The 25,763-nt window shown below is 69.5% G+C and carries 23 protein-coding genes and 1 pseudogene; 14 read left to right on the top strand and 10 right to left on the bottom strand.

Translation table 11 applies throughout. The features are described from left to right. Positions 1-2,222, bottom strand: a 2,222-nt coding sequence (locus ABT186_RS12260) for a COG1470 family protein (protein WP_502973190.1), incomplete at its 3' end; no start/stop codon positions are given. Between the two features lie 237 nt (positions 2,223-2,459). Between ABT186_RS12260 and ABT186_RS12265 the strand changes: the two genes are divergently transcribed. Continuing rightward, positions 2,460-2,822, top strand: coding sequence for an endo-1,4-beta-xylanase (locus tag ABT186_RS12265; RefSeq protein ID WP_351221379.1), 363 nt, complete (start codon positions 2,460-2,462; stop codon positions 2,820-2,822). Here the strand turns inward: ABT186_RS12265 and ABT186_RS12270 are convergent. Next, complete coding sequence (locus ABT186_RS12270) at positions 2,806-3,783, bottom strand: AraC-like ligand-binding domain-containing protein (protein ID WP_351221380.1); 978 nt, start codon at positions 3,781-3,783, stop codon at positions 2,806-2,808. The genes ABT186_RS12265 and ABT186_RS12270 overlap by 17 nt on opposite strands. A 617-nt stretch (positions 3,784-4,400) precedes the next feature. Here ABT186_RS12270 and ABT186_RS12275 point away from each other — a divergent pair. Next, a complete protein-coding gene (locus ABT186_RS12275; protein ID WP_351924878.1) occupies positions 4,401-5,060 on the top strand; it encodes a hypothetical protein in 660 nt (219 codons plus the stop codon). 224 nt (positions 5,061-5,284) lie between these two features. Here ABT186_RS12275 and ABT186_RS12280 read toward each other — a convergent pair whose 3' ends face one another. After that, complete coding sequence (locus tag ABT186_RS12280; protein WP_351924880.1) at positions 5,285-6,214, bottom strand: LysR family transcriptional regulator; 930 nt, start codon at positions 6,212-6,214, stop codon at positions 5,285-5,287. A 410-nt stretch (positions 6,215-6,624) separates the two neighbouring features. Between ABT186_RS12280 and ABT186_RS12285 the strand changes: the two genes are divergently transcribed. Then, the gene (locus tag ABT186_RS12285) at positions 6,625-7,368 is read left to right on the top strand and encodes a phosphotransferase (RefSeq protein WP_351924882.1); all 744 of its coding nucleotides are present in this window, start codon (positions 6,625-6,627) and stop codon (positions 7,366-7,368) included. A 46-nt stretch (positions 7,369-7,414) separates the two neighbouring features. Here ABT186_RS12285 and ABT186_RS12290 read toward each other — a convergent pair whose 3' ends face one another. Beyond that, entirely contained in the window at positions 7,415-8,704 is a 1,290-nt protein-coding gene (locus ABT186_RS12290; RefSeq protein ID WP_351924884.1) for a YhgE/Pip domain-containing protein, read from the bottom strand. Positions 8,705-8,962: 258 nt separating this feature from the next. Between ABT186_RS12290 and ABT186_RS12295 the strand changes: the two genes are divergently transcribed. Then, positions 8,963-9,598 (top strand): TetR/AcrR family transcriptional regulator, encoded by a 636-nt coding sequence (locus ABT186_RS12295; RefSeq protein ID WP_351924886.1) that lies wholly within the window; start codon positions 8,963-8,965, stop codon positions 9,596-9,598. Then, entirely contained in the window at positions 9,591-10,391 is an 801-nt protein-coding gene (locus ABT186_RS12300) for an alpha/beta fold hydrolase (protein ID WP_351924888.1), read from the top strand. The genes ABT186_RS12295 and ABT186_RS12300 overlap by 8 nt, the downstream gene beginning before the upstream one ends. Positions 10,392-10,443: 52 nt before the next feature. Here the strand turns inward: ABT186_RS12300 and ABT186_RS12305 are convergent, their stop codons facing one another. Next, positions 10,444-11,211 (bottom strand): isocitrate lyase/PEP mutase family protein, encoded by a 768-nt coding sequence (locus ABT186_RS12305; RefSeq protein WP_351221389.1) that lies wholly within the window; start codon positions 11,209-11,211, stop codon positions 10,444-10,446. After that, positions 11,208-11,666, bottom strand: a complete 459-nt coding sequence (locus ABT186_RS12310; RefSeq protein ID WP_351924890.1) for a hypothetical protein — start codon at positions 11,664-11,666, stop codon at positions 11,208-11,210. Before ABT186_RS12310 ends, ABT186_RS12305 begins: the two co-directional genes overlap by 4 nt. A 258-nt stretch (positions 11,667-11,924) precedes the next feature. On the opposite strand from ABT186_RS12310, the gene ABT186_RS12315 reads away from it, so the two are divergent. Beyond that, the gene (locus ABT186_RS12315) at positions 11,925-13,151 is read left to right on the top strand and encodes a hypothetical protein (protein WP_351924892.1); all 1,227 of its coding nucleotides are present in this window, start codon (positions 11,925-11,927) and stop codon (positions 13,149-13,151) included. 115 nt (positions 13,152-13,266) lie between these two features. Here ABT186_RS12315 and ABT186_RS12320 read toward each other — a convergent pair whose 3' ends face one another. After that, positions 13,267-14,304, bottom strand: a complete 1,038-nt coding sequence (locus ABT186_RS12320) for a rhamnogalacturonan acetylesterase (protein ID WP_351221392.1) — start codon at positions 14,302-14,304, stop codon at positions 13,267-13,269. 193 nt (positions 14,305-14,497) lie between these two features. Between ABT186_RS12320 and ABT186_RS12325 the strand changes: the two genes are divergently transcribed. Next, on the top strand, positions 14,498-16,189 hold the full coding sequence (locus ABT186_RS12325) for a rhamnogalacturonan lyase B N-terminal domain-containing protein (RefSeq protein ID WP_351924894.1): 1,692 nt from the start codon (positions 14,498-14,500) through the stop codon (positions 16,187-16,189). A gap of 12 nt (positions 16,190-16,201) precedes the next feature. Here the strand turns inward: ABT186_RS12325 and ABT186_RS12330 are convergent. After that, positions 16,202-16,344 (bottom strand): annotated as a pseudogene (locus tag ABT186_RS12330) (RICIN domain-containing protein); the annotation flags it as partial. A 96-nt stretch (positions 16,345-16,440) separates the two neighbouring features. Further along, complete coding sequence (locus ABT186_RS12335) at positions 16,441-17,523, bottom strand: glycoside hydrolase family 43 protein (RefSeq protein ID WP_351924896.1); 1,083 nt, start codon at positions 17,521-17,523, stop codon at positions 16,441-16,443. Positions 17,524-17,739: 216 nt separating this feature from the next. Between ABT186_RS12335 and ABT186_RS12340 the strand changes: the two genes are divergently transcribed. Then, complete coding sequence (locus tag ABT186_RS12340; protein WP_351924898.1) at positions 17,740-19,845, top strand: autotransporter; 2,106 nt, start codon at positions 17,740-17,742, stop codon at positions 19,843-19,845. A 112-nt stretch (positions 19,846-19,957) separates the two neighbouring features. Here ABT186_RS12340 and ABT186_RS12345 read toward each other — a convergent pair whose 3' ends face one another. Beyond that, positions 19,958-21,334: an amino acid permease gene (locus ABT186_RS12345; RefSeq protein ID WP_351924900.1), complete on the bottom strand. Its 1,377-nt coding sequence runs from the start codon at positions 21,332-21,334 to the stop codon at positions 19,958-19,960. Positions 21,335-21,533: 199 nt separating this feature from the next. On the opposite strand from ABT186_RS12345, the gene mmuM reads away from it, so the two are divergent. The 6 genes from mmuM (at position 21,534) to ABT186_RS12375 (ending at position 25,749) form a co-directional block, all read left to right on the top strand. Beyond that, positions 21,534-22,463 (top strand): homocysteine S-methyltransferase, encoded by a 930-nt coding sequence (gene mmuM / locus ABT186_RS12350; RefSeq protein WP_351924902.1) that lies wholly within the window; start codon positions 21,534-21,536, stop codon positions 22,461-22,463. A 143-nt stretch (positions 22,464-22,606) separates the two neighbouring features. Next, complete coding sequence (locus ABT186_RS12355) at positions 22,607-23,212, top strand: hypothetical protein (RefSeq protein WP_351924904.1); 606 nt, start codon at positions 22,607-22,609, stop codon at positions 23,210-23,212. A 618-nt stretch (positions 23,213-23,830) separates the two neighbouring features. Further along, on the top strand, positions 23,831-24,217 hold the full coding sequence (locus tag ABT186_RS12360) for a GntR family transcriptional regulator (RefSeq protein ID WP_351221399.1): 387 nt from the start codon (positions 23,831-23,833) through the stop codon (positions 24,215-24,217). A gap of 17 nt (positions 24,218-24,234) precedes the next feature. Then, positions 24,235-24,618: an ATP-binding cassette domain-containing protein gene (locus ABT186_RS12365; RefSeq protein ID WP_351221400.1), complete on the top strand. Its 384-nt coding sequence runs from the start codon at positions 24,235-24,237 to the stop codon at positions 24,616-24,618. Next, complete coding sequence (locus ABT186_RS12370) at positions 24,569-25,138, top strand: AAA family ATPase (protein WP_351924906.1); 570 nt, start codon at positions 24,569-24,571, stop codon at positions 25,136-25,138. Before ABT186_RS12365 ends, ABT186_RS12370 begins: the two co-directional genes overlap by 50 nt. Then, on the top strand, positions 25,135-25,749 hold the full coding sequence (locus ABT186_RS12375; protein WP_351221402.1) for an ABC-2 transporter permease: 615 nt from the start codon (positions 25,135-25,137) through the stop codon (positions 25,747-25,749). Before ABT186_RS12370 ends, ABT186_RS12375 begins: the two co-directional genes overlap by 4 nt. Positions 25,750-25,763 lie beyond the last annotated feature (14 nt).

The following is a 25,763-nucleotide window of genomic DNA, read 5'->3' on the forward strand; positions in this document are numbered from 1 at the left end:
CTCGTGCCCGTCCCTGTCACCGTGATCGTGTAGATACCGGACGGTGTACTCGCCGACGTGGACACCGTCATCGCCGACGACGAACCCGCAGTCACCGTACTCGGATTGAAACTCGCCGTCGCACCGGCAGGCAGACCCGAAGCCGACAAAGCCACCTGCTGCGCACTACCCGACGTCACCGCCGTCGACACCGTACTGTTCGCCGAATCCCCCGCCGTCACCGTCGCCGACGTCGGATTCAACGACAACGAGAAATCCGACGGCGCATTGACGGTCAGCGTGAAGGTGGCGGAATGCGTGGCACTCGTGCCCGTCCCCGTCACCGTGATCGTGTAGATACCAGGCGGCGTACTCGCCGACGTCGACACCGTCATCGCCGACGACGAACCCGCAGTCACCGAACTCGGATTGAAACTCGCCGTCGCACCGGCAGGCAGACCAGAAGCCGACAAAGCCACCTGCTGCGCACCACCCGACGTCACCGCCGTCGACACCGTACTGTTCGCCGAATCCCCCGCCGTCACCGTTGCCGACGACGGATTCAACGACAACGAGAAGTCGGAGGGCTGGACGCAGTTGGGCAGGACGAAAGAGGCGAGCCGGGTATGCCAGTTTCCGGCACCGTTGGTCGGCTGGTACTGGTTCGTGTACCACAGGGTGCAGTCGTCCGTCGGGTCGACGGCCATGGAGGTGTAGTCGCCCCAGCGCTCGGAAACGGTCTGGGAGCCCCCGCCGGTGATCACGGTGGTCTCGCCCAGCGGCAGGGTCCCCGGGGTGTCTGTGGCAAGGCGACCGGTGAATTGGATCGCCGGGTTGGTGGAGGCCGACGACTGTGAGTATCCGAGCGCGATGTTGCCGACCTTGTCCTCGGCGATGGAGCCCATCCACCGGAACGTACTGTCGGGGGCGTAGGTCCCCTGCTGGAAGACGGTCGGGTTGCCGCCCGGCAGCCGGAACTCGTACCAGCGCACGCCCACCGATGTGCCGGCCTCGACCGCGTGGTTGACCACGAGGGACTCGTAGCTGCCGAAGTTGCGGTACGCGAGCCGGTACATCATGCGGTCCGAGAGGGAATCCAGCAGCTGGGAGGTGCCGCCCTGCGGGATGCAGTGCAGCGTGATATCCGAGGCGCAGGCGACGGTGTAGGGATCCACGGTCAGCGCGGTCGGGCCGGTGAACGTGGACAGGCCCGGGTTGGTGAAGTCGACGTGGAACTTCCAGTAGGCCAGTGTGGTGTTGGTCTGGCCCAGCGCCACCAGGAGGTTCGGCTCACCCGAGGGCGGCGGAGTGGGGCCGTCCAGGTCGGAGGCCAGCAGCCCGCCGTAGGAGGAGGAGGTGTCGAAGCACTGCTGGGTGGCGAGCCCGCCGGACAGCATCTGCGCCCGGTCCAGGGCGCACACCTTGGCGCCCAGGAAGGCGGTCTTGTCCGGGTTGAACATGTTGTAGGTGACGTAATAGGCGTCGGGCCAGACCGCGAGCTTCGGATAGTCGTTGAAGTCCGCGTACTGGAAGGAATACCGGTAGTAGGTACCGGTCGCATCGTCGGTCGTGGAGACGGCGACGCACTCGTAGAACGGTCCGACGTTCGAAAAGGCGTTGGCGAGCTGGGTGATGATCCAGCGGTTGGCCAGGGTGTCCCAGCGGACGGTGGCATCCCCGTCGTCGGTCGTCTCGCAGGGGCCGCCGAAGCCTTGCCACACCGTATTGGTGCTCGTCGGGGGGATGATGGTGCTGCCGGTCTTGGAGTACACCGCGAAGTTGAGATTCGCGGTCTCCACGATCTGCGTGCTTCCGACCGCGGCGTTCGGGTCCGGCGGGACCAACGGCGAAGGGTTGTTGTTCCCCGCGATGCCGTCGAACTGGGTGAGGACGGGAACAGCCGCGGCGCGGGCCGGGCGGCCGCGCTGCACGACCGTGTCCTTCACCCCTGAGGCCGTCGGATGGGGAATCCGCCTGAGGGGGACCGCGCCGTGCTCGGCCGGCACCGGCCCGGGGTGCAGGCTACCCAGGGGCGGCGAGGTGTCGTGGTTGGTCGCGGGACCATTGTCGTCCGTGGGCAGCGCGACGGCGGCCCCGGCATGAGGTGGTCCCGCGGGCGCTGATTGCGCCGCCGGAGCGCCGGCCAGAACGGTGGCGAACAGCGCGGCGGCCAGCAGCGAGGGGAGTCGGCCGAATCTTCGCAAGGTGCTCCTTAACAGGTGATCGAGCCACCCACGCACCACTCCCCGATGACAGCACTGGCTGACGGGCCGGCAGGTCCTTCATCGCGGGGGAGGAACGAGAGCGCCCACCGGTCGGACGCCGTCAGTTATCCCATAAGGTCCGCTTTGTCCGTTCGACCCGTGGCGGTAGGTCACCTCAACGGCATAACGCATGACGCCCAATGCCCCTGTACGCCAGGGTGCTGAACGTATGAATCACCCGGTCGGTCGTCCCCCACAGGGCGGCGACCTTTTCCGTTGAACGGCATCGGGTTCCAGTCCCACTTCGTGGTGGGCCAGGTGCCGTCCACCATGAAGGCCAACCTCAAGCGCTTCTCCGACCTGGGCCTTGAGGTCTCCGTCACCGAGCTGGACGTCCGCATCCCGCTGCCCGCCTCCTCCGCCGAACTGGCCCAGCAATCGACCGATTACAAGACCGCGAGCGAGAACTGCCTCGGCGTGCCGCGCTGCGCCGGCATCACCGTGTGGGGCATCACCGACAAGTACTCCTGGGTACCGGGCACGTTCAGCGGATACGGCGCCGCTCTCCCGTACGACGAGAAGTACGCGCCGAAGCCCGCCTATACGAGCCTGTCCAACGGGCTCAACCCGAAGGCGTAGGACCGTCGTCCCGTCCCGGTCCCTCTCCCTGTCCCCGCCCGCGCCGCAGGTCGCGTGCCGTCAGTCCGTACTGCGCCTTGAGGGCGCGCGCGAGGTGACGGGGGTCGTGGATCCCCCAGCGCGCGGCCACCGCGGCGGTCGTACGGCCGTCGTGGGCCGGGTCGAGCAGGTCACGGCGGATGCGTTCGAGGCGCCGGCGGCGCAGCCAGGCAGCGAAGGGCTCACCGTCGCGCTGGAACAGGCGGTGCAGCTGGCGGGCCGAGATGCCGTGCGCCGCCGCGACCGACTCCACGCACAAGGAGGGGTCGGCGATGTTCGCCAGCGCGTAGACGCGGATACGGTCGGCCAGTTCGCTGGCCGTGTCCATGCGGGCGGGCGCGCGCTCCGTGAACGCCGCGAGCAGCAGCGACACCAGCGCATCTCCCACGTGCGCCTGGGCCGGCCCGGTGAGCTCGTCGAGGTGGCGCCCCAGACCCAGAAGGAACGCGGCGAGCACGGCCGGCGCCCCGGTGTCGCCCGGCAGCCGTCGCGCCGCCTGCCGGGCCACGGTGTCGGCGTGACGGCCCAGTTCGGTACGGGGTATGCCGACGGCCATGACGTCACAGCCGTCGGCGACGGCGAGCCGGTACGGGCGGGTCATGTCGAAGACCACGAAGTCGCCGCGGTACGCCCCGGACTGGAGCCCGCCCTGGTCCACCGCGGCGGGCAGCGGCGTCCGGTGCAGTGTCAGCTTCAGCAGCTCGGGATCGGTGGACGTGATGGCCTTCGCCGTCCGCGCCACCTCGTGCCCGCCGCCGCGGACCCGCGCCACGGCCGCCCGGCCCACCAGCGCGGCGTCGATGTCGGCGCGGAAGGAGTCCTCGGCCGCGGCGGTCACGGCGAGCGGCGCGAGGATCGAGGAGGCCGCGGTCTGTAACTCCCCTGCGGTCGCGTGATGTAGGTGTAACGCACCGCCGTCCATGGCACCACCCCCGACGCCCACAACCTCCCCTGCTGGACGTGCGCGCCGGTTGCCGGGTTCCGTGGCGCGAAGTGGAGACACCACGGACACGAACCGGAGACACGGCCGCCCGCCACTCTTCTACTGTGGAGCAAGGGGAGCGATGTCGGCTGGAACCTTCACAACAGTTCCAGCCGACTGCCCGCCGTGCTCCACAACTCTCACGTCGGCCCGTACGACGTCTTCAGCAGGCTCCGGCCGGGGGCGGCGAGCTCCACGATCCGGGATTCCGGGATGGAACAGGGCCGGAACCCGCGCGTGGGGCAGGTTGTTGTGGGGCTCCGTGCGCGAGTTCCGCGGGGCAGCGACCCCGCTCAGTCGATGATCGCGTGTGCGAAGGCCACCGAGGCTCCGAATGCGGTGCTTCCCGCAAGCACAGACGCTGCCAGGGAATCGCCAGACAGGTATGTGAGGGTTCCAACGCCCACTGCGGCCATGATCCCGATGAGGAAGACGACCGCCGCGCGGAGCCGTGCGTTCGGGGCGGGCTGCGGTGATGCAACCGGCTCCGGCCGCCCCGCAGCACAGCCACGTCCCAGGGCCCATAATGTCGGGGACTTCAGATCACGGAGGACTTGATGAGCGTCATGGACGCCTACCTCGGCGCCGCGGGACAGGCAGTAGCACTCTTGGATACTCCGGAAGTTGCCACGGCGTGGGAGCAGCCCAGCGCGCTGGCCGAGATGACGGTCGGCGGCCTGGCCGGCCACCTCGCCCATCAGATCTTGAGCGTCAGCTCCGCCCTGCAGGTCTGTGCCAACTCCGCCCTGCAGGAGTCCCCGCCCCAAGAGGCGCCGATCCCCCTGCTGGAACATTACGCCCGAGCTGCCTGGATCGATGCACCACTCGACGGGGAGGTCAACGCCGGCATTCGGGCGAAGAGCGAGGGCATCGCGTCCCAGGGGGCGTCATGGTTGGCAGGACTTACCCGCACCGCGCTCGCTGAGCAGCGGACCAAACTTGCGGAATGCTCGGGCGACCAGGCTGTGTTCATGCCGCAGACGGGGTGGGCATTGTGTCTCGACGACTTTCTGGTCACCCGGATGTTGGAGCTCGCCGTGCACATGGACGATCTCGCCGTCAGCGTGGGACTGGCCGTCCAAGAACTCCCGGAGGCCGCCTTCGACCCGGTACTCGTGCTGTTGGCCCGGCTCGCTGCCCGACGGCACGGCCACACCGCGTTGCTGAGAGCGTTGACCCGAGTGGAGCGAGCGCCCGCGGCGATCAACGCGATCTGACTCGTCGCAGGTGGTCAGCCTCAGCACACAACGCTGATCACTTCGTGGTTCGGAGGAGCCTGCATCCGCTGTTCTGTTCTCCAAGTCAATACTGGGTCGTGGAACGCGCGTTCGCCCATCTGCACTGGTTCCGCCGGCTGCGGAACCGCTGGGAGATCCGCGACGACACGAAGCCTTCCTCACCCTCGGATGCGTACTCCTCTGCCGGCGGCGGCTCGTCTCCGTCAGCGGTCCTTGGCCGTGGTGGACGGGGCCAAGGCGGACGCGTCACCGGATGCCATCTGTGCGGCCAGTGACGTGAAGGCGCGGATCTTGACGTTCTCGGTGTCCGTGCGCCAGACAAGGGCGCCATTGGCCGGAGGCAGTCCGCTGAGCGGCAGGTGTACGACGCCGGGGTGCCGGTACGCGTGGAACAGTCCCGCATGGGTCGTCCACACCGTCTCGCCGGTGGCGACCCGGTGGAGCGCCTCCTGGTAGGTCCGCCCTCCCGCCCCGCGGCGCAAGGGCCTGCCGAGCGGGGTGAACGGCGGACAGAAGCCGTGCCGGAGGGCCTCCGGCAGTTCGGTGGGGCCGTCGAGCAGGGCCCAGTCCGCCAGGTCCTCGATGTCGACCGATTCCCGCTCCACCAGCGGATGGTCCAGGCTGACGGCCAGCACTCGGTCGTGGGACACCACTACGGTCCCCACCTTCAGATCCGGCTCGTCGATGGGCAGCACCGTGAGCAGGACGTCTATCTCGCCGGTTCGCAGCGGCCCGTACGGGTCGGGCCAGGGCACCTCGGACACCGTGACGTCGCAGGCCGGGTGTCTACGGCCGAAGTCGACGACCATGTCGGTCAGCGGCGGGCCGTTGAGGCAGCCGAGGAAGCCGACGCGCAGGGTACCGACCATGCCCTGTGCGATGGCGCACGCCTCGTCGTAGCTCTTCCTGAGGCCTGCGTACGCGACGCCGAAGGTGCGCCGGGTGTGCTCGCCCAGCGGGGTCAGCGCGACCCGGCGGCTGTTGCGGGTGAACAGGGGTGCGCCGATGCGTCGTTCCAGTGACCGGATCAGCTGACTGACGCGGGACTGGGACAGTCTCATGCGTTCCGCGGTGCGTCCGAAGTGCAGCTCCTCCGACAGCGCCAGGAAGGTTTCGATCTCCGTCAGGTCCACTCCCGTGCTCCCCGCATCGATGAGCCTGGCTCATGGATTGTGCACCACATCGGCCTTGATCGACCAACGCCCGCCTGCGATCGTCTGGTTGGCGGCCGGCCGGCTCGTCGGCAATTCGGGGGAGTCGACAGGTCGGTCGGTGCCGTACGAGGCACAGAGGGACACCCCTGGTCACGCGTCCGGGCGGGGCAACAGCACCGCCGAGGCCACCTCGCCGTACAAGGCCATGACGTCGGCCACGAAACGCAGGCGATCGACACCGAGCCAGGCTCGCCGAAGCCGGCTGCCATCGTGCCGATCGTCTCTTGATGGTCCCTGCTCCCGAGGTCCATTGCCCATGCTCGGCCAGGAGGGCGCGGCCCGAGAAAAAACAACTCGCTTGCGACGTGGTGCAAGCGGAGCATGATCCCATGCCTTACTCCGGACCGCCGCGCTCCACCGTGCAGGTACCCGCACCGATCACGATCTTGGCCCAGGAGCGCCCCCTACTACCCGTATGGCAGAACGAATTGGGTGGCCTCACCTTCCAGATCGGCGACGGCGAGGAGCGGTCCTTCGCCAAGTGGGCTCCGGCAGGTTCCGGGTTGGACCTGGCGGCCGAGGCGGAGCGCCTGCGCTGGGCGGGGAGCTTCACCTCCGTGCCTCGCGTCCGGGACTACGGCGAGCGCGAGGACGGAGCCTGGCTTGTCACCGAGGGGCTGTCGGGCGAGAGCGCGGTCAGCCCTCGGTGGACGGCTGACCCGGCCACGGCCGTCCGTGCCCTGGGCACCGGGCTGCGGGCCCTGCACGAACGGCTCCCCGTGGCCGCCTGCCCCTACAGCTGGTCCGTCGGCCACCGCCTGGAACGTGCCCGTCTTGCGGGCATGGAGGCTCCGGAGGATCTGCCCGATCCCCCGCCGATCGACCATCTCGTCGTCTGCCACGGCGACTCGTGCGCGCCCAACACCCTGCTGCACGAAGACGGCTCCTGGTCGGGTCATGTCGACATGGGTGCCCTCGGCGTCGCCGACCGTTGGGCGGACCTGGCCGTTGCCACCTGGAGCACGGAGTGGAATTACGGTCCGGGTTGGGAGGACGCCCTCCTCGACGCCTACGGAATCAGCCCCGACCCGATGCGGACCGACTTCTACCGACGTCTTTGGGGCGCGACTTGAGCGTTGAGGCTTCCCTGCGTCTCGGGTGCTCGGGTCTCCCGGTGCGTCACGCCGTACTCGGCTGCGGCGTAAGGCGTTTGAGCCCTTTGCGGTCGTAGTACCGCGTCATCGCGAAGCCGAAGAGCAGGGCGAGGGCGGCACCGACCGCGATCATGGTCCAGGCGCGGGTGAGGCCGGCGTCGGCGCGGGCGTCGAAGTAGAGGATCGCACGGACTCCGTCGCTGAGCTGGCGCATGGGCTCGAAGTGCGAGAGGAAGCGGTAGAAGCCCGGGACCGCCTGGAGTGGCACAGTGGCGCCGGAGGACGGCAGGCCCAGAACGATGAACACGAACATGGATACGAGCTGCCCGATCCCGCCGAACGCCGCGTTGATGGCCTGGACGCCGAGGCCGACCGCGAGCGCGGCGCAGTACGAGTAGATCCACAGCAGCGGCAGGTGCGAGGCGTCCATGCCGAGGATCGCGACCGTGGCCAGCATGACCAGGGACGTGGTGAGGACCGTGATGCCCACGGTCATCCCCATCTTCAGCAGCAGCGTCTGGGTGCGGTTGATGGGCACGGTGGGGCGGCGGGTGTGCCAGGGGCCGATCTCGTTGTCGGCGTAACCGAGCGCCGTGTCGACGCCGTTGCTGATGATGTTGGCGCCGAGGAACCCGGCCAGCACGAGCAGCAGGGTGTAATAGAACGCGCTCAGGCCCAGTCCGCTGTGGCTGCCGACGGGGTGGCCGACCTGGGTGGTGACGGCGATCGGGTCGGCGAGCAGCAGCTTGGTCGTGGAATTGGCGGTGGTGGCGGCCGCGGTCAGCTGTTGGCCGATGGTGCGGGAGACCCGCTGTGCGGTCCGGGTGGTGATCTGGCTCGCCAGGGACGAAGCGAGGCTGCCCGCGGCCGGGTTGGTGAGCACGGTGAGCGTCGGGCGGGTGGTGGCGCCGGCGGTGGTGAGCGCGCCGACGGACGTGGTGAAGTCGGCGGGGACGACCAGGGCGCCGTAGACCTTCCCGGAGGCGAGTTGGTCCCTGGCCTCGGTGAGGGTGAGGCGTCGCCAGCTGACCTGACTGCCGGTCGTGCCGCTGCCGGTGACGCTCGCGGCGATCTGGGTACCCAGGTTCTGCTGCTGTCCGGGCAGCGGCTTGCCCTGGTCCCCGTTGACGATCGCGATGGGCAGGTGGCGCAGATGGGTCTTCGGGCTGACGATGCCGCCCATGTAGAGCAGGGAGAGCAGGAGGGCGAGCAGTCCGCTCAGGACGGTGGGCACCAGCCACAGCTTGGGGCGGCGCAACAGCCCTGAGGCGCGCGCCTGCGGGTCGGCTCGGTCGGGGGAACTCGTGTCGGCCATGGCACTCAAAATCCTCCCGGCGCGGCACGCACGCAACCTGGCACGGCACGCACGCCCCCTGGCACAGCACGCGCACAACCCGGCGCAGCACGCACGTACCCCGACTTCGCCCCGTCCCGTCCCACACCGTTCGTCGAGCACGGCCACGGCGGCCGGTGTGCCGTCGCCGCATCACGGACGCAGGGCTAGGAATATTAGGTTTGCACCTAGGCATCCTAGGTTTACGCTGGCCACCGATCTTCGAAGGACGCACCTCCCTTGGCCCGTGCCGGACTCACTGCCGCCCGACTCGTCGAGGCCGCCGCCGGCCTCGCGGACCAGACCGGATTCGAGAACCTCACCCTCTCCGCCCTGGCGCGGCACTTCGGGGTGAAGGACGCAAGTCTGTACTCGCATGTCAAGAGCCTCCAGGACCTGCGGACCCGCCTCGCACTGATGGCGGGCGAGGAGATGATCGACCGCATCGCCGCGGCGGTCGCCGGACGCGCCGGCAAGGACGCGCTGGCCGCCTTCGCGGGCGCGTACCGGGAGTACGCACACCGGCACCCGGGGCGGTACGCGGCCACGCAGATCCGCATCGACCAGTCCCTCATCGCCGGCTCCCCCACCTTGCGCCGCACCGCCGAGATCACCTACGGCATGCTGCGCGCCTACGGCCTGGAGGAACCCGACCTCACCGACGCCGTCCGCCTGCTCCGAAGCACCTTCCACGGCTACTGCGCCCTCGAAGCCACCGGCGGCTTCGGCGCGCCCCGGGAGGTGCAGGCGTCCTGGGACAAGGCCATCGACGCCCTGCATGTGGCACTGCGTCACTGGCCCCGCGAGGAGAACAGCGAGAGGAACAGCGAGAGGAACAACGAGACGAACAGCGAGGAGAAGAAGGACGATGACTGACCTCCACTACGACGTATGCGGAAGCGGTCCGGTGCTGCTGATCATCCCCGGTGGCGCCGGGCACCCGATGGGGCTCGACGGGTTGACCGAGCGCCTCGCCGACCGCTTCACCGTCGTCACCTACGACCCCCTCGGCCTCGCCCACGGACGGCTCGGCCTGCCCGTCGAGGAGCAGCGCGTGGAGGCATGGAGCGAGGGAGCCCGACGTGTGCTCGACGAGGTGCTCCCGGACGGCGAGTCCGCATACGTCTTCGGATCCAGCTCGGCCGGGATCGCCGCGCTCGACCTGCTCGCCCGCCATCCGGAGCGGCTGCGGCACGTGGTCGCGCACGAACCGCCCGTCGTGGAGGTGCTTCCGGACGCCGCCCGGCAGCGGGCGATGTTCGTGGAGGTGTACGACGCCTATCGCACGGCAGGAATGCAGGCGGCCGGGGCCCGGATGGCCGCAGGACTGGAGGGAAGGTCCCCGAAGACCCCCGTCGAGGGCCAACCGCCCGCTCCCGGCGAGGAGTTGACGAGCCCCATGGGCGTCTTCCTCGCCCGCGTTATGCGCTCGTTCACCGCGTACGTGCCGGACCTGACCGCCCTGAGGTCATCTCCTCTCACCCTCGCCGCCGGCCGCGACTCCCGGGGCCAACTCCTCCACCGCACGGCCGCCTTGATGGCCGAACTGACCGGCGGCGGGTTCGTCGAGTTCCCCGGCGGGCACATCGGAGCCGTGCAGCATCCGGAGGAGTTCGCGACGCGGCTGTTGGAGACCCTGCTGCGGACTCCCGGCCGTACGGCGCGCTGACCCGTCACCGCACGGACCGGGCGCACCAACAGGGCCTGGACGTTGACGCTCTCTACGAGCGGCTCCTCCCGCCGCTCAGGGCCTGTACGTCGTCGTACGTCGGCGCCCGGCCCGACGGGCAGCGGCCGGAACGAATGGCCGTGGCCGCTTCCAGAGCGGCACCCAAGGCCTGCCGGTAGAGGAGGGAACCGAGGCTGACGCGGCGGACGCCGAGGCCGGCCAGATGGTCGAGGGGCGGTCCGGTGGGCGAGTAGAGGATGTTGAGCGGGACGTCCAGGCGCCGTACGAGGTCCGCGATGCGCACCGGATCGGTGAGACCGGGCACGAACACCCCGTCAGCGCCCGCCCGTTGGTAGGCGTAGAGGCGGCGGAGGGTGTCCGCGGGGTCCCCGTCGCCGAGCCAGTGCGTGTCGGTGCGGGCGTTCACGAAGAGGTCCGGCACGGCGGACTTGACGGCGGCGATCTTCGCGCAGTGCAGCTCGACCGGGCCGAGCCCGTCCTCCAGGTTCACGCCGACGGCTCCGGCGCCGCGCAACTCACCGGCCAGTTCCGCCACTTGTCCGGGGTCGTCGCTGAAACCGCCCTCGGCGTCGACGGAGAGGAAGAAGGGTTCGGTGCCCAGGCGACGGGTGAGGCACAGGGTCGCGTCCCTGGTCGCCGCGGCCCCGTCAGGCAGTCCTGCGACAGCGGCGACGCCGAGGCTCGTGGTGCCGATCGCCGCGAATCCCTCGGCGGCCAGGGCGGCCGCGGAGGCGTGGTCCCAGGCGTTGGGCAGCAGCAGGGGCTCGTCGGCGTGGTGCAGATCCGTGAATGCCGTCATGAGAGGTCGCCCACGGCGTCGGCGTAGTACACGGATCCCCTGAGGTGCAGAGCCAGTTCACGGAAGCTCCAGCCTTCGCCGGGCGAGCGGGCGAGCTGCTCGTCGGTGAGGGTGCCCAGGCGGTTCGACCAGATCCGTGCGAGCCGGGTGAGCCGGCTGCGGGCCTCGTCGAGGTCCTCCTGGGTGAAGCGCGCGAGGTCGGCCTCGGTCGTGATGGCGGACGCGTGCCAGTGGTCGGGCTGCGGCTGCTCCCCGGCCAGCCGGGCCTCCAGTTCCGCAAGGTGGTCTATGAGGTGATCGGCGACCCGGCGAATCGCCTTGTGCGGGGTGTACACGCGGTCGTCGACGTGGCGGGGTTTCCCGTCCCAGGCGGTCCAGGTGGCCGCGAGCGCGAGGACGTGGTCGACCATGGCGGTGACGGCTTCGGCGGGCTTCTCCGGTACGGAATCGGTCATGCCCGAAACGTAAGGGCCCGTCGTTTCGGTGCCCGCCGAAGTGTGATCCGCGTCTCCTCGCGGCAACCTCCTACGGACCGGGGGCGACGTCCGGGCATGACAACCGCACGACGCACCCCGACGCCCCACCGCCGCCGTCACCTCGCCCGCAAGCCCGTCGTCGGCGGCCTCGCGGCGCTCGGTGTACTGGCCGGAGCCTGGTAAGCGACGGCCATCGCGACCCCGGCCCCCGCCGCCCTCACCGTCACCAGCACAACGGTGAACCTGTCGGCCAAGTTCCCCTATATCTCCGCCGGTTACAACAACACCCGCGAGTGGACGCGGACGGCGACGGCGGTGGCGCCGAACGGGACGCTGCGGGTGGCGTGGCCCGCGGCGGACGGCATCCATGTCACCCCGCTCACCTCCGCCGGCCGGCGGTCGGGCGCCGACACGGTCGTCAAGGGCGCCAAGGAGGTCGGCGGACTGGTCGCGCACAACGACGGTTTCGCGCTGCTCACCCGCGTCCCCGACACGAACAAGTGGAAGGAGACCGCGGCCGCGCTGATCCGCTTCAAGAACGGCAAGCAGGCCTTCCGTACGAAGCTCACGGGCACGGCCTCGCACGACACTGCGCCCCTCCTCGACGGTCAGCTCACCTGGAACGGCACGAAGTACGGCGCGTACTTCGTCGTGCACGGCGCGGGCGGCTTCGCGGACGGTCACTACGGCGACAAGCTCACTTACGTCGGCGCGGGTGGCGGCAAGCTCAACGGGGGCTGGAGCTGGGGCTGCAGTCACAACGAGGGCATAGCCCTGCATGCGGAGACCACCGGTGCCTTCACCTCGCTCTGTTTCGACGACTGGCGTTCGGGCCTGTTCGTCTCGACGGGGATCGGGGCGCCCGACGACGCCCCGGTCGTACAGCGTGAGCAGTGCTGGGCCGGGTACTGCGGCGGCACGTTCCCGGGGCGCACCGGTGACCTGGTGAAGTCACCGACCGGCCGCTACGCCACCGCCTTCGCCTCCCGTGGTGCCGCCTCCGCCAGGAAGAACCCGGCCGATGCCAGCGGCCGGGGCTGGACGGTGACTCCGAGGACGAGCACGCACCAGGTGGCGGTCGCGTTCCTGAAGAACCGCAACACCCCTGCGGGCAAGCCGGTCTACCTGACCGGCGCGAAGGGCACGGCGAACGTCAACGTCCATGACGCGCCGTACGGCAAGGACCGGCTCCTCGTGTCCTGGGAGTCCCTGAACAACGCCAAGTGCGCGAACGGGACCCGCGCGGGCACGTTCACCGGTACCCATCTGCGGCTGATCGACTGGACCGGCAGGTTCCAGAGCGCGGACAAGGTCGTCCAGGCCCGGATCACCGGTGACATCGCCGTGCTCAAGGACGGGACCCTCACATGGGCGCACGCCCCGGTCACCCCCTCGTACACGACGGCCCTCACCGGCTCGTCCCCGACCGCGACAACGCTGAGGATCGCCCGTCTCACCCCGTGAGGCCCCGGTCGTGAACGGACAGGCCTGGGGCGCCCCGGTTCCGGTCGGGACGCCCCAGGGGCTTGTGAGCGGGGCCGCACGCCTGACACGCTCGCCCCGCCGGGGGATCTCACGGCTAACGTGAAAGACCCTCCGGTATCAGATCTTGCGCCACCAACGCGTCGCGCACCAGACCCGCGTACACCGTCGCTCCGTGGACGGACGTGTGCGTGTTGTCCCGCTTCTCGTTGTAGAGGTAAATCGACTTGGAGCCCTCGACGCCCAGCGACTCAATGAGCGCCTTGGTCTTGGCCGTCAGATCGACCAGCGGGACGTGCTCGGTGGCGGCCTCCGAGCGGATGACCGCCGGGAGGTCCACGCCGAGACCGTTCACCAGCAACGCGGTGTTGTTGTTGAGCGTACCGTCCGCATTGAACCAGCGACGGACGATCGGTGTCACAAGCACCGGTTCGCCGCCCTTCTCCCGGACACCCGCGACCAGGGTCTCCAGGTTTGTCCGGTACGTCGCCTCGTCGGTCTGCTTGTCGTTGTGGGCGAGCTGGACGAGGACCAGGTCGTGCGGGCGGATCAGCGGCTGAACGGTCGCCCACAGCAGGGGGTTGGCCAGATAGGTGACCGTACTCTCCCCGGAATCGGCGTAGTTGGCGACGGCGAGGCCCCGGCGGAGGTACTGCGGAAGCTGCTGGCCCCAGCCGGAGTACGGATCGCCGGGCTGGTCGCAGACCGTCGAGTCTCCGATCAGGATGATCTGGCGGGGGTGCCGGGCCGGGGTCACCCGGATGTCCGCGAGGGCCGGCGCCGAGCCGCCGATGGCAAGGTCCAGGCCCGGGGTGCCGTCGGGGCCGGTCGGTTCGCCCTCGGGGGTGCGGACGTTGACCGTGAAGCTGCGGCGGACGCGTTGCCCCGCGTCCACGGCCGTCTCCGGGAGCAGGGAGCGACGGGTCTCGCCGGTGATGGCGGTGCTGGACGCATCCGTGCCGCCGAGTTCCACACTCACGTCGTAGTCGCCCGGCGGGACATCGAAGTGGCAGGCGTTCGCCGTGCAGTTCGCCCGGCCGAGGCCGTGCGCGCGGTCGTGCGCCTGGGCCGGTACGGCCTGGAGCGCACAGGCGGCGGTGAGCGCGGCCACCAACGCGAGGGTGAAACGTCTCATTGCAGCTCCTCCAGAGAACGACGAGACCCTGGAGGCTGGACCGTACCCCCATCGACAAGCGCTTTCTAGAGGAAGGCGAGTTTTCATAGGATAGCCAACTTCCTTGCCGTGAAAGCCCTTTCGCGAAATCGATTCAACTGTCACCCTGCGAGACACCCGCACCGCACCTGCACCTCCCGAAGGAGGCACCCCCATGTCCGGAACCGACCCCAGACCGGTCCGTCGCCGCGCCTTCGTACTGGGCACCGCGGCCGCCGCGGCCGCCGCGGGCTCCGCGGCCCTCGCCGGACCGCTCGCGCAGGCCGTAGCCGCGGCGAGCTTCGGCTATTCCGACGACGGCTCGAACTACGTCATCGACACCGGCGCGAACCTGGTCTTCAAGGTCAGCAAGACGAACGGCGACCTGACCTCGCTGGTCTACCGCGGCACCGAGTACCAGGGCTACGACGGCAAGAACTCGCACATCGAGTCCGGGCTCGGCACCTCCACCGTGACCATCAAGCAGTCCGGTTCGACGATCCTCGTCTCGGTCGCATACGGCACGCTCCGGCACTACTACGCGGCCCGCAGCGGAGAGAACAACGTCTACCTGTGGACGAACAAGGCCGATTCGTCGGTCACCGCGACCCGTTACATCGTCCGCCTGAAGAAGAGCCTGTTCCCCAACTCCGACCCCGACTCCTGGGATTCGACCACGGACTCGGTCATCGAGGCGGCCGACGTCTTCAGGAAGCCGGACGGCACCACCCGCGCCAAGCACTACTCCAGACTGCGCGTGATCGACTACAACTACGTGGGCTACAGCACCGGTTCCGTCGGTCTGTACGTCGTCCGCTCCAACCACGAGAAGGCCTCCGGCGGCCCCTTCTACCGCTCGCTCCTGCGCCACCACAACGAGGGCGGCGCCGGTCTCTACGAGATCCTGTACTACGGCGAGAACCAGACCGAGCCCGAGCGCTACGGCCTCCAGGGACCGTACGTCATCGCGTTCACGGACGGCGGCGCGCCCTCGTCGTCACTGTTCCACGACAACCTCACCACCTCCTGGGCGGACTCGCTCGGCATCTCCGGGTACGTCACCGCGGGCGGCCGGGGCCGGGTCGCGGGCGTCGGTATCAACGGGCGGGACACGTCGTACGCGTACACGGTCGGGCTCGCCAACTCGGCTGCACAGTACTGGGGTTCGGCGCGGTCCTCCGACGGCTACTTCTCGATGACGGGGGTGCTGCCGGGCACATACACGCTGACCGTCCACAAGGGCGAACTCGGCGTCTGCACAAGTTCGGTGACGGTCTCGGCGGGCGCCACGACCACCCTCAACACGATCACCGTCCCGTCCTCCAACGACCCCTCCAACGCGAGCGCGATCTGGCGGATCGGGAACTGGGACGGCACACCGAGCGGCTTCAAGAACGCGGACCTGATGACCTACGCGCACCCCTCCGACACCCGGGCCGCGTCCTGGACCGGCAATGTGGTGATCGGCAGCGGCAGCGAGACCTCGTCCTTCCCGGCGTACCTCTGGAAGGACGTCAACAGTGGCCTGCTGGTGTACTTCAGACTGACCGCCGCGCAGGCCGCCGCCGCGCACACCCTGCGGATCGGCGTGACGACGGCGTACGCGAACGGCCGGCCGCAGATCACCGTCAACGACACCTGGACGTCGTCGATCCCCTCACCGCCCACCCAGCCGAGTACACGGTCCCTGACCGTGGGCTCGTACCGGGGCAACAACTACACGTTCAGCTACAGCATTCCGGCCAGTGCCTGGCTCACGGACACCAGTCAGTACAACGTGCTGAAGATCAACGTGGTGAGCGGCTCGGGGACGACGGCCTATCTCAGCGCGGGAACGTCGATCGACGCGATCGACCTGCTGACCTGACCTTCCTCAAGATCACGTCCCGCCCGTCCACTGCTGGTCGGTGCCTCCGTTGCAGGTGTACGTGATGACGCGGCGGAGTGGGCAGTGGACGCGCCGGACACATCCAGGCACTCGCCGCTCGCGCGGGACTTGATGTTCGCATGGGAGCCCGATGTGATGGTCCGGGCCGTGGCCTGGCGGGACCAGCCATGGCGAGGGCGCCGTCCAAGGCCAGGCAGAGGGCGAGGACTATCGCGTAGGCACGTCTCCTGTCACGCGCCCGGCTTCGCGGTGTCGGCGACCGGGATGCCGAAGTCCGGGGTGCCGTCCGCCTTCCAGCCGAGCTTCTGGACACGGGTGTGACGGTTGGGATCGTTCAGGGGGTCGCCGGTGATCTCCTTGTACTGGCGGGCGTGGTAGACGAGGACATCGGTGTGGCCGTCCTCGGCGACGGTGAAGCAGTTGTGGCCCGGACCGTACTGCTTGGTGGTGTCGTTGCTGGTGAAGACGGGCCTCGGGGACTTCGACCAGCTCGCGGGGTCCATGAGGTCGCTGTCCGCGTCGGCGGTCAGCAGGCCGATGCAGTAGTGCCAGTCGGTTGCGCTCGCCGAGTAGGTCAGGAAGAGGCGGCCGTTGCGCTGGAGGACGTACGGACCCTCGTTGACCTTGTGGCCGATGCACTCCCAGTCGTACTCGGGTGTGGACAGTCGTATTTGAGGTCCTGTCAGAGTCCAGGGGTTCGCCATCTCCGAGAGCCAGACGGCGGTGTTGTTGTCCATGCCGGGCTCGTGCTGGGCCCAGGCCAGATAGCGAGTGCCACGGTGGGTGAAGGTGGTGGCGTCCAGGGAGAAGGTCTCCCAGGCCGTCTTGATCTGTCCCTTCTCGACCCATGTGCCCTTGAACGGGTTGGGGTGGGAGTTCTCCAGGACCCAGATGCGGATCTTCCACACGTCCTCGGTGGGCGCGGAGGCGAAGTAGATGTACCACTTGCCGCCGATGCGGTGGAGCTCGGGCGCCCAGATGTGCGCGCCCATGTCACCGGTCGGGTGCGCCCGCCAGATGACCGACTCGGTGGCCGTCGCAAGGCCGTTGAGGGTGCGGGATCGGCGCAGGATGATCCGGTCGTACTCCGGGACGGTGGCCGTGAAGTAGTAGAAGCCGTCGGTGTGGCGGTGGATGTGCGGATCGGCGCGCTGCGGGACGAGCGGGTTCACGTAGGGGACCGCCTTGGGGGTGGAGCTGGGCACCGCCGCCTCGGCCACGCCGGGAACCGCGGCGAGTGCGCCCGCGGCCAGGGCGCCCTTCAACATCAGTCTGCGGCTGGGGACTTCGGGCAGGTCGTCGTCGCTGCTCATGCGGACTGCCTCTCCGGGTGGGGGAACGGGGATGGGATGCGTTCGAAATGTCGTACTGCATCTGTCATTCCGAACGCCGAAAAGGTAAGGGTGCGGTACAGGGAGGTCAACGGGTCGGGAGCGACAAGATGGAAACCGCTTGCCGATAAGGCTCGGGGGAGGACGAAATCCATCCGTTTTCTGTTATCCGCCGCCCCCTCCGCCCGTCCCCATCATGTGCGCACCCATACCCACAGGACAGCAGCGGTCGCCGGAGCCCTGGCGGCGGTCGCCCTCACGCTCACCACTCCCCCTGCGTCCGCAGCCGGAGTCCGGGACGTCTCCGCGGACGTGCTCGCGAACCGGGATGTGACGCTCACCGGTGACACGGTGGTGACCGTGCCGGACGGAACGACCACCTACGGAGGCGTGTTCCGCGGCGAGGGCACGCTCACCGTGCGCGGCAGCGGGACGCTGATCCTCACGAAGGACAGCGACTTCACCCTGCCCGCGGCCCGGCAGGGGCAACGTGTGACCACCGAGGGCGGCAACCACCCGTACACGACCGTGGCCAACCCCGACCCGCCCGCGATCACGGTCGAGCAGAGCGCGACCCTGCAATACGGCACCGGCGGCGGTACGGGCCTGATCGGCCGCTTCCCGTACAGCACGCCCGGCTATCAGCTCAACCAGCTCAACATCCGCGTCGACGGCACGCTCCGCCTGTCCCTGACCCGCACCTTCAACCTCGGCACGATCAGCGGGACGGGCCTGGTCACCCAGCCCCGCGGCATGTGGGGCACGTTCGACCTGGCCGGAACGAACCCGTTCTCCGGGGTCATCGACAACGGCACGGGCACGGCGGCCGGGCGCCCCGAGTACCCGCTCGCGCTGCCGAACGCCCGCGCGATCCTCAACCAGGGCTCCTGGATCATCGACACCCCGCTCAACCAGACGATCACTCTGCGGCAGGACTTCTACCAGCGGGAGTACGGCAGCGACGTCAACGTCCACTCCCGGCCCGGCAGCAGGGTCGTGCTCACCGGCCAGTACAGCTACAGCGACCGCGGCGGCGACACGAACCCCTCGCTCAGCGACCCCTGGCTCAACTGGCGCTCCATTCCTCACCAGTTGAACAAGCGGGGCACCAACATCGAGGGCGCGAACGTGCAGTGGGGCGACGGGACCACACACCGGATCTTCATGCCGGGCACCAAGGACACCGTCTACATCAACCTCCACGAGGCGAGCGGCCGGCGGTCCCTCCTCACCTTCGACTACAACGGCCCGGTGACGCTGGGCGCCCCCATCGGCGGCGGCAGGTATCACGACACGCTGGCCGCGCCCGGTGCCGGGGACGTCGTCATCGCCGGGACCCCCGGGAACGATGTCACGTTCGCGGCCCAGCAGTACTACGACGGGTCGACCACCGTCGAGAGGGGGGCGGTACTGCGGCTGGGGTCGGGGAAGCCGGGCGGGGACGGGTCGCTCATGACCGGGACCGAGCAGCGGCGGATCACCGACGACGGCACGCTCGTCGTGCGCAACACCTCGACCCCGGTGTCGCTGTCCACCATCGGCGGGAGCGGGTCGTTCGTGCAGTCGGGTGCCGCCACGACCACGCTGACCGGGGACGCGGTCACGTACACGGGAACCACGACCGTCACCACGGGCACCCTGGCGCTGCGCGGTGGAGCAACCCTCGTACACAGCAAGGCGATCCGGCTCACGGCGGCGGGGGCCCGCCTCGACGCCGGGACCGCGGGCCTGCGGGTGGCGACCGCCCTCACCGGCCGGGGAACGGTGCGGGGCTCGGTGACCAACGAGGGTGTGGTCGCGGGCGGGCTGACGGTGACCGGCGACTACACACAGAGCGCCAAGGGCCAACTCGTGCTCCATGACGGCCCGTTGAAGGCGGCGGGCCGGGTTCTGCTGGCCGGGGCGCTCGATCTGTCCGACGCCGGGTCGCGGCCCGCCCACGAGATCACCGTCCTCGACCACGGGGGACGCGCGAGGATCGAGGGCACCTTCGAGGGGCTGCCCGAGGGCGCGAGGGTGAAGCTCGCCGACACCACGTACCGGATCAGCTATCGGGGAGGCGACGGCAACGACGTCGTCCTGACCGCGGTCGGCGCAAGCCCGTCCGCGAGGGTGCGCAGCGCCTCTCCGTCCGGCGCGGCGGACGGCCCGCGGACCGCGAACGCGGCGGCCGGCGGCCTGTTCTCGTGGTGGCCGGGGTACGCGCTGGGTGTGGCGATGGTCGCCGGGCTGATGGTTCCGGCGATCCTGCGCGAGCGCAGCCGCGAGTCACGGCGGAGCGGACGGCACGCGTCCCGGGACTGACCACGTGCTCGGCGTGCGGCCCGCACGAACCTGCCCGGCCGGCCGCGGTGCCGAAGATCTCGCGCACCGCGGCATCCCCGTCCGGGACAGCGAGTTCAGCCATACGCCAAGGCTAGGGGGTGACCTCCGCCGTTTCCCGCCGTCCGCGCAGCCACACGTACACCGGGATGCCCGCGAAGAGGAACAGCACACCCTGGTAGACGGCCGCATAACCGGCGCCCGCGATCAGCCAGAAGGAGAAGGCGAAGGAGAGCGCCGCAACGATCAGGTCGCGCACCAGACCGGCCGGACGGACCCGCTCCCGGGTGCCCTGCGCCAGCCAGTACAGCTGTGCCGCCGCCGACAGCAGATACGGGACGCAGCCGGTGAACGTGGTGATCAGGACGAGGACGCGGAAGGTGGTGTCGGGGCCCGCCGTGTAGTTCAGGGCGATCAGCAGCGTGCCGAGGACGGCGCAGGCCCAGACGCCGAAGCCGGGCACCCCGCCCTTGCCGACGCGGGCGAACGGTGCCGGGAAGAGTCCGTCGCGGGCGGCGGCGTACGGCATCTGCGCGGCCAGCAGGATCCAGCCGTTGAGGCAGCCGGTGATCGAGGCGACGGCGACCAGCGCGATGGCGGTGCCGCCCCAGTGGCCGCCGGTGATCGCGTTCACGGCGTCGGCGAACGGCGCACCGGACTTGGTGAGCTTGTCGTGCGGGACCAGGCCGAAGACGGCGACCGTGCCGAGGAGGTAGACGAGGGCGGAGCCGAGGGTGCCGAGGACACTGGCGCGGCCCACCGTGCGCTCGGGGTCGCGGACCTCGCCCGCGCTCATCGCGGCGGACTCGACACCGAGGAAGCTGTAGAGGAGGAGCGCTGCGGAGGCGGCGACCGCGCCGGTCACGCTCTGGCCGGAGGCGTTGAACGGACCGAAGTTGTCCGTGTCCATGAAGAACAGCCCCACGGTGGCCACCACGAGGAGCGGGACGAACTTCAGGACCGTGGAGACCACTTGCACCGCGCCGACCCAACGGGTTCCCGCGAAGTTCGCGACGGCCGGCAGCCAGAGCGCGGCCAGGGCCACGACCGCTTCGAGGACGTGGTTGCCGTGCAGGGGTATCAGCACGTCGACGTAGCCGACGACCGCGACGGCGAGCGCGGCGATGCTGACCCAGCACATCGTCCAGTACGACCAGGCCGACAGGAAGCCCGCGAACTCGCCGAAGGCGTCGCGCGGGTAGACGTACAGGCCTCCGGTGACCGGACTGCGCCGGGCGAGCCTGCCGAAGAGGAGGGCGAGCAGCACCGCGGCCACCGACAGCACGACGAAGGCGAGGAGGCTGACCGTGCCGTACGGGGCGACGGTGGCGGGCAGGGCGAAGATGCCGCCGCCGATGATGTTGCCCATGACCAGGGCGGTGGCGGCGGCGAGGCCGAAGGTGCGGCGGCGGCCGGGCACGGCCGTGTCCGGCTCCGGCTCGGTGGCCTCGGTGGTGCTGGTGGCAGTCATGACGATTCCGGGTTCGGGGGACGCGCCGTGCGGCGGCGTACAGGGGTGCGGGGAGGGGGATCGGATCCTAACCCGGCATTCCACATGCTGGGCGATCTGTTCATGTACTGGACACAAATGCCTCTCACCTGCCCTCGGGTACGTGCCCACGTACTGGACGCCCAGCGGCATTCGCCCGCCCTTCGACTAACGTCATGACATGACCAGCAACACCACTCCCTCCCTCGCCGAGGCCCTCGCCGCCGGAACCCTCGTTCTGGACGGCGGCATGTCGAACCAGCTCGAGTCGGCCGGTCACGACCTGAGCGACGAGCTGTGGTCGGCACGGCTGCTCGCGGAGCGGCCGGAGGCGATCACCGAGGCGCACCTCGCGTACTTCGAGGCGGGCGCGGACGTGGCGATCACGTCCAGCTACCAGGCGACGTTCGAGGGCTTCGCCAAGCGTGGCATGGATCACGAGGAGGCGGCCCGGCTCCTGACCCTGAGTGTCGAACTGGCCCGCGGGGCGGCAGCGCAGGCGCACGCCAAGGGCGTCACACGGCCGCTGTGGGTGGCGGCGTCCGTCGGCCCGTACGGGGCGATGCTCGCGGACGGCTCCGAGTACCGGGGCCGCTACGGCCTGACGGTCGCCGAGCTGGAGGCCTTCCACCGCCCGCGCCTGGAGGTGCTGGCCGCGGCGGGCCCGGACGTACTGGCTCTCGAAACGGTCCCGGATACGGACGAGGCCACGGCCCTGCTGCGGGCGGTACGCGGACTGGGCGTCCCCGCCTGGCTGTCGTACACCGTCTCCGGCGACCGTACGCGGGCCGGACAGCCGCTGGAGGAGGCGTTCGCCCTGGCCGCCGACGCGGACGAGGTGATCGCGGTGGGCGTCAACTGCTGTGCGCCCGAGGACGTGCACGCAGCGGTCGAGACGTCCGCGCGCGTCACCGGCAAGCCGGTGGTGGTCTACCCGAACAGCGGCGAGACCTGGGACGCGGAAGCCCGCTCCTGGGACGGCCGCTCCACGTTCACCGCGGCCCAGGTCACGGGCTGGCGTGAGGCCGGGGCGCGGTTGATCGGAGGGTGCTGCCGGGTGGGGCCGGAGGCGATCGCCTCGATCGCGGGGACACTGGGGGCGGGCGCGTAATTCCCGCCTTGTGCCTGGGTGTTGGCGGCGATGGCCGCGCAGTTGCCGCAGGCATCGCGGCAACGGGCCCAAGGAGCGTCCGCCATACGGCACGGAACCCCGGGCGGTGTGTGTTCCTCTCACCCTGCAAAAGGGGGACACACATGAAGATCATGACTCGGTACGCACCTGTTGCCGCGGCACTTGTCTGCTGCTGTCTACCGCTGGCCGCCTGCGGTACGAAACACGCAGGGGTGCAAGCCGCCGCCACACCTGGACCCGGAACGTCCGCAACGGACGAGACGAGCGACGACCAACAGGTCCCGGACACCACCTCCGACGACCAACAGGAGAACCTCCCGGACACCACCTCCGACGACCAACAGGAGAACCTCCCGGACACCACCTCCGACGACCAGCTGGACCCCGGCCCTCCCATGGGCGACACCACGGACGACGACGGGGGCGTACCGACGGCCGGTCCGCACCGCTGGTTCCCGATGCTCCGCGAGTTCCGCGCGTACCTCACGACGAACGCCCCGAAAGCGGATGCCGCCATTGCCACCCACGTGACGAGTGCCTACCTCCGCACGCTCGCGGACAGCGCGCGCAGCATGGCCGTGGTCCGGGTCGACTACGGGGTGGGGGAACAGGAGGATGCGGACCGCACCGCCAAAGTGTTCGCCCGCTGGCGGCATTCCGTCTACGGCGATCACGGCCACGTGGATGTCCTCGGCCCGGCGAAGACCAACGCCGAACAGGACTGGTAGCGATGTGGGATGTTCTGGTGACCGCCCTCTTGGTCAGTGTCCCGCGAGAGGCTGGGCGATCGTGGGGCCGCCGCGATGGGGCTCTGCGACGTGGCGCGCGGGCGGCTGGGGCAGCGATGCGACGCAGGTATGCGAACAGGCACTGACCAGGAGCGGCAGCACGTCGGTGGCGACACGCAAGGAGATCCAGACCTGGTGCAGTTCGGACAAGGCGGGTGGGCAGCCGCAACAGGCGGAGAAGGCGGGCGCACGTCGAGCGTCGGCGTTCCGGCCGGAGCCTTGCGGTCGGTGAGGAACAGTGGGCCGCGGAGGCGCCGGGCAATGAGTCGGGCCGGCAGCTGAGCGGTGCCGGACTGGGCAGTAAATGCGTTCACCTCGCCCTGGCGACCGGAATGGTCCACCGCAGGTCGCGATGATCACGGCAGAGGGTCCGTCGCAGTAAATCCGGCATTTACTGCGGCAGTCATCCGGGAGTGTGGACATCGCGGATCGCAGTGGCGACGGCCGCCGGCGACCTGCCGGAGGTGGGAGGGAGCTATGCAAAGCAGGGCCTGGCGTCACTACCGTTCCGACTGTATATAGTGTGCATGTACAGTCTGGGAGGAGCGGAGGGCCGTCGTGCGGGTGGTGTTGTCCAACAGCAGCGGTGTACCGCTCTATCGGCAGATCAAAGAGCAGATCGGCGCGGCCATCCTGTCGGGGGACCTCGCCGAGGGCAGCGCCCTGCCCTCCGTCCGGGCTCTCGCTCGCGATCTGCGGATCAGCATCATCACCACCAACCGTGCCTACACCGAGCTGGCCGCCGAGGGGTTCATCGCCACGGTCCCCGGCAAGGGTGCCTACGTCCTGCCGCTGGACTCGGCGCTCGTGCGCGAGCAGTTGCTGCGGCAGGTGGAGGAAGGCCTGCAAACCGCCCTGGACGCCGCCCGGCGGGCCGGCCTCGGCCGCGAAGAACTCATCCAGATCCTGGACGGGCTCATGCAGGTCGAGCACGAGCACACGTGAGATCAGGAGGACCGTCAGTGCACAGTGATCTCGCCTTCGCCCTGCGGGGCGTGGGCTGCGCGGTGGGAGGCGGCTTCGCGTTACGCGATGTGAGCTTCGAGCTGCCGACCGGCTACGTCATGGGCCTCATCGGCGCGAACGGTGCAGGCAAGACGACGACGATTCGCTGCCTGCTGGGCATGCGCGGGTTCGAGACAGGTGAGATCGAGCTGCTCGGCCACCGGGTACCCGGCCCGGTCGCGCTGCGCCAGGACGTCGGGGTGGTGCTCGACCACACTTATCTCGTGGGCGATTGGCGGCTGGCCGAGGTCGAACGGACGCTGCGTCCCTTCGTACGACCGTTGGGACGGCGTGCGTTACCGGCAGTTGCTCGCGGAGTTCGGCCTGGATCTGCGGGCTAAGGTCAAGGACCTGTCCCGCGGCATGGCGATGAAACTCATGATCGCCGTGGCGCTGTCGCACCAGGCGCGGTTGCTCGTCTTCGACGAGCCGACCAGTGGCCTGGATCCGGTCGCCCGGGACGAGCTTGTCGGCATCATCGGGGACTTCCTGCTCGACGAGGGGCACAGTGTCCTGTTCTCCACGCACATCACCTCCGATCTGGACCGCATCGGTGACTACCTGACTCTCATTCATGGCGGTCGCGTCGTCCGGACCGGCCCCAAGGACGAGATCCTGGAGGCCTACCGGGTAGTGCGGGGCGGCCCGGAGGACCTGAACGGCCTCGTCGGCGTCGAGCTGATCGGCGTCAGACGGACGTCGACCGGGGCGGAAGCTCTCATCCGCACCGAGGAAGCCGACCTTCTCGGCGAGGACGTCCTCGTCGAGGCGCCCACCCTGGAGGAGATCGCCATCCACATCGGATCGCGGCCGATGAAGCCCGCAGCAACGCGGAACGGCCGGCGCGGGGCGATCGCATGAACGCCGTCGCCCGTATGGCCGTGCTGCACCTGCGTACCGTTGCGCCGTACCGGACCCAGGGCCTGCTGGTGTTCGGCCTGATGGTCCTGGTACTCGCCCGCAATCCTGATCATGTTGTACCGGCGCTCGCGGTACTGCTCGCCCCGTTGATCGCCGTGCACCCGTTCGTGGTCGCCGACAAGGCGGGCCTGGAGACGCTGTACGCCGTCTTGCCCCTACCTCGCCGCACGGTGCTGCTCGGACACTACGCTTGGGCGCTGGCAAGCTTTGTCGCCACCGTCACCGCAGGTACAGCGCTGGCCGTTCTCCTCGCGCGGGCCGAGGGCGCACAGTTCGGCGGTCGCACCCTGGTGACGATGCTGACGCTGGCCTGGGCGCTGTTCGCCGTCAACATCGCGGTCCAGTTCCCGCTGCTGATCCGGTTCGGGTACGCCCGCATCAGCGTCCTGGGCACCACCATGCCACTGGCACTGGTCATGCTGGCCGTCTACCGGCTGCACCTGACCATCGCGTCGATCCAGGCCTGGCTGCCGCTTGTCTGGATGGCCGGCGCAGCCGCCATAGTGACCTCCGCAGTCCTGGCGGCGCATACGCCAGGGCCGCGTACATAGCCGGACCGCGCGTA

Source organism: Streptomyces sp. NPDC001634 (genome assembly GCF_040298185.1).
GTDB lineage: Bacteria > Actinomycetota > Actinomycetes > Streptomycetales > Streptomycetaceae > Streptomyces.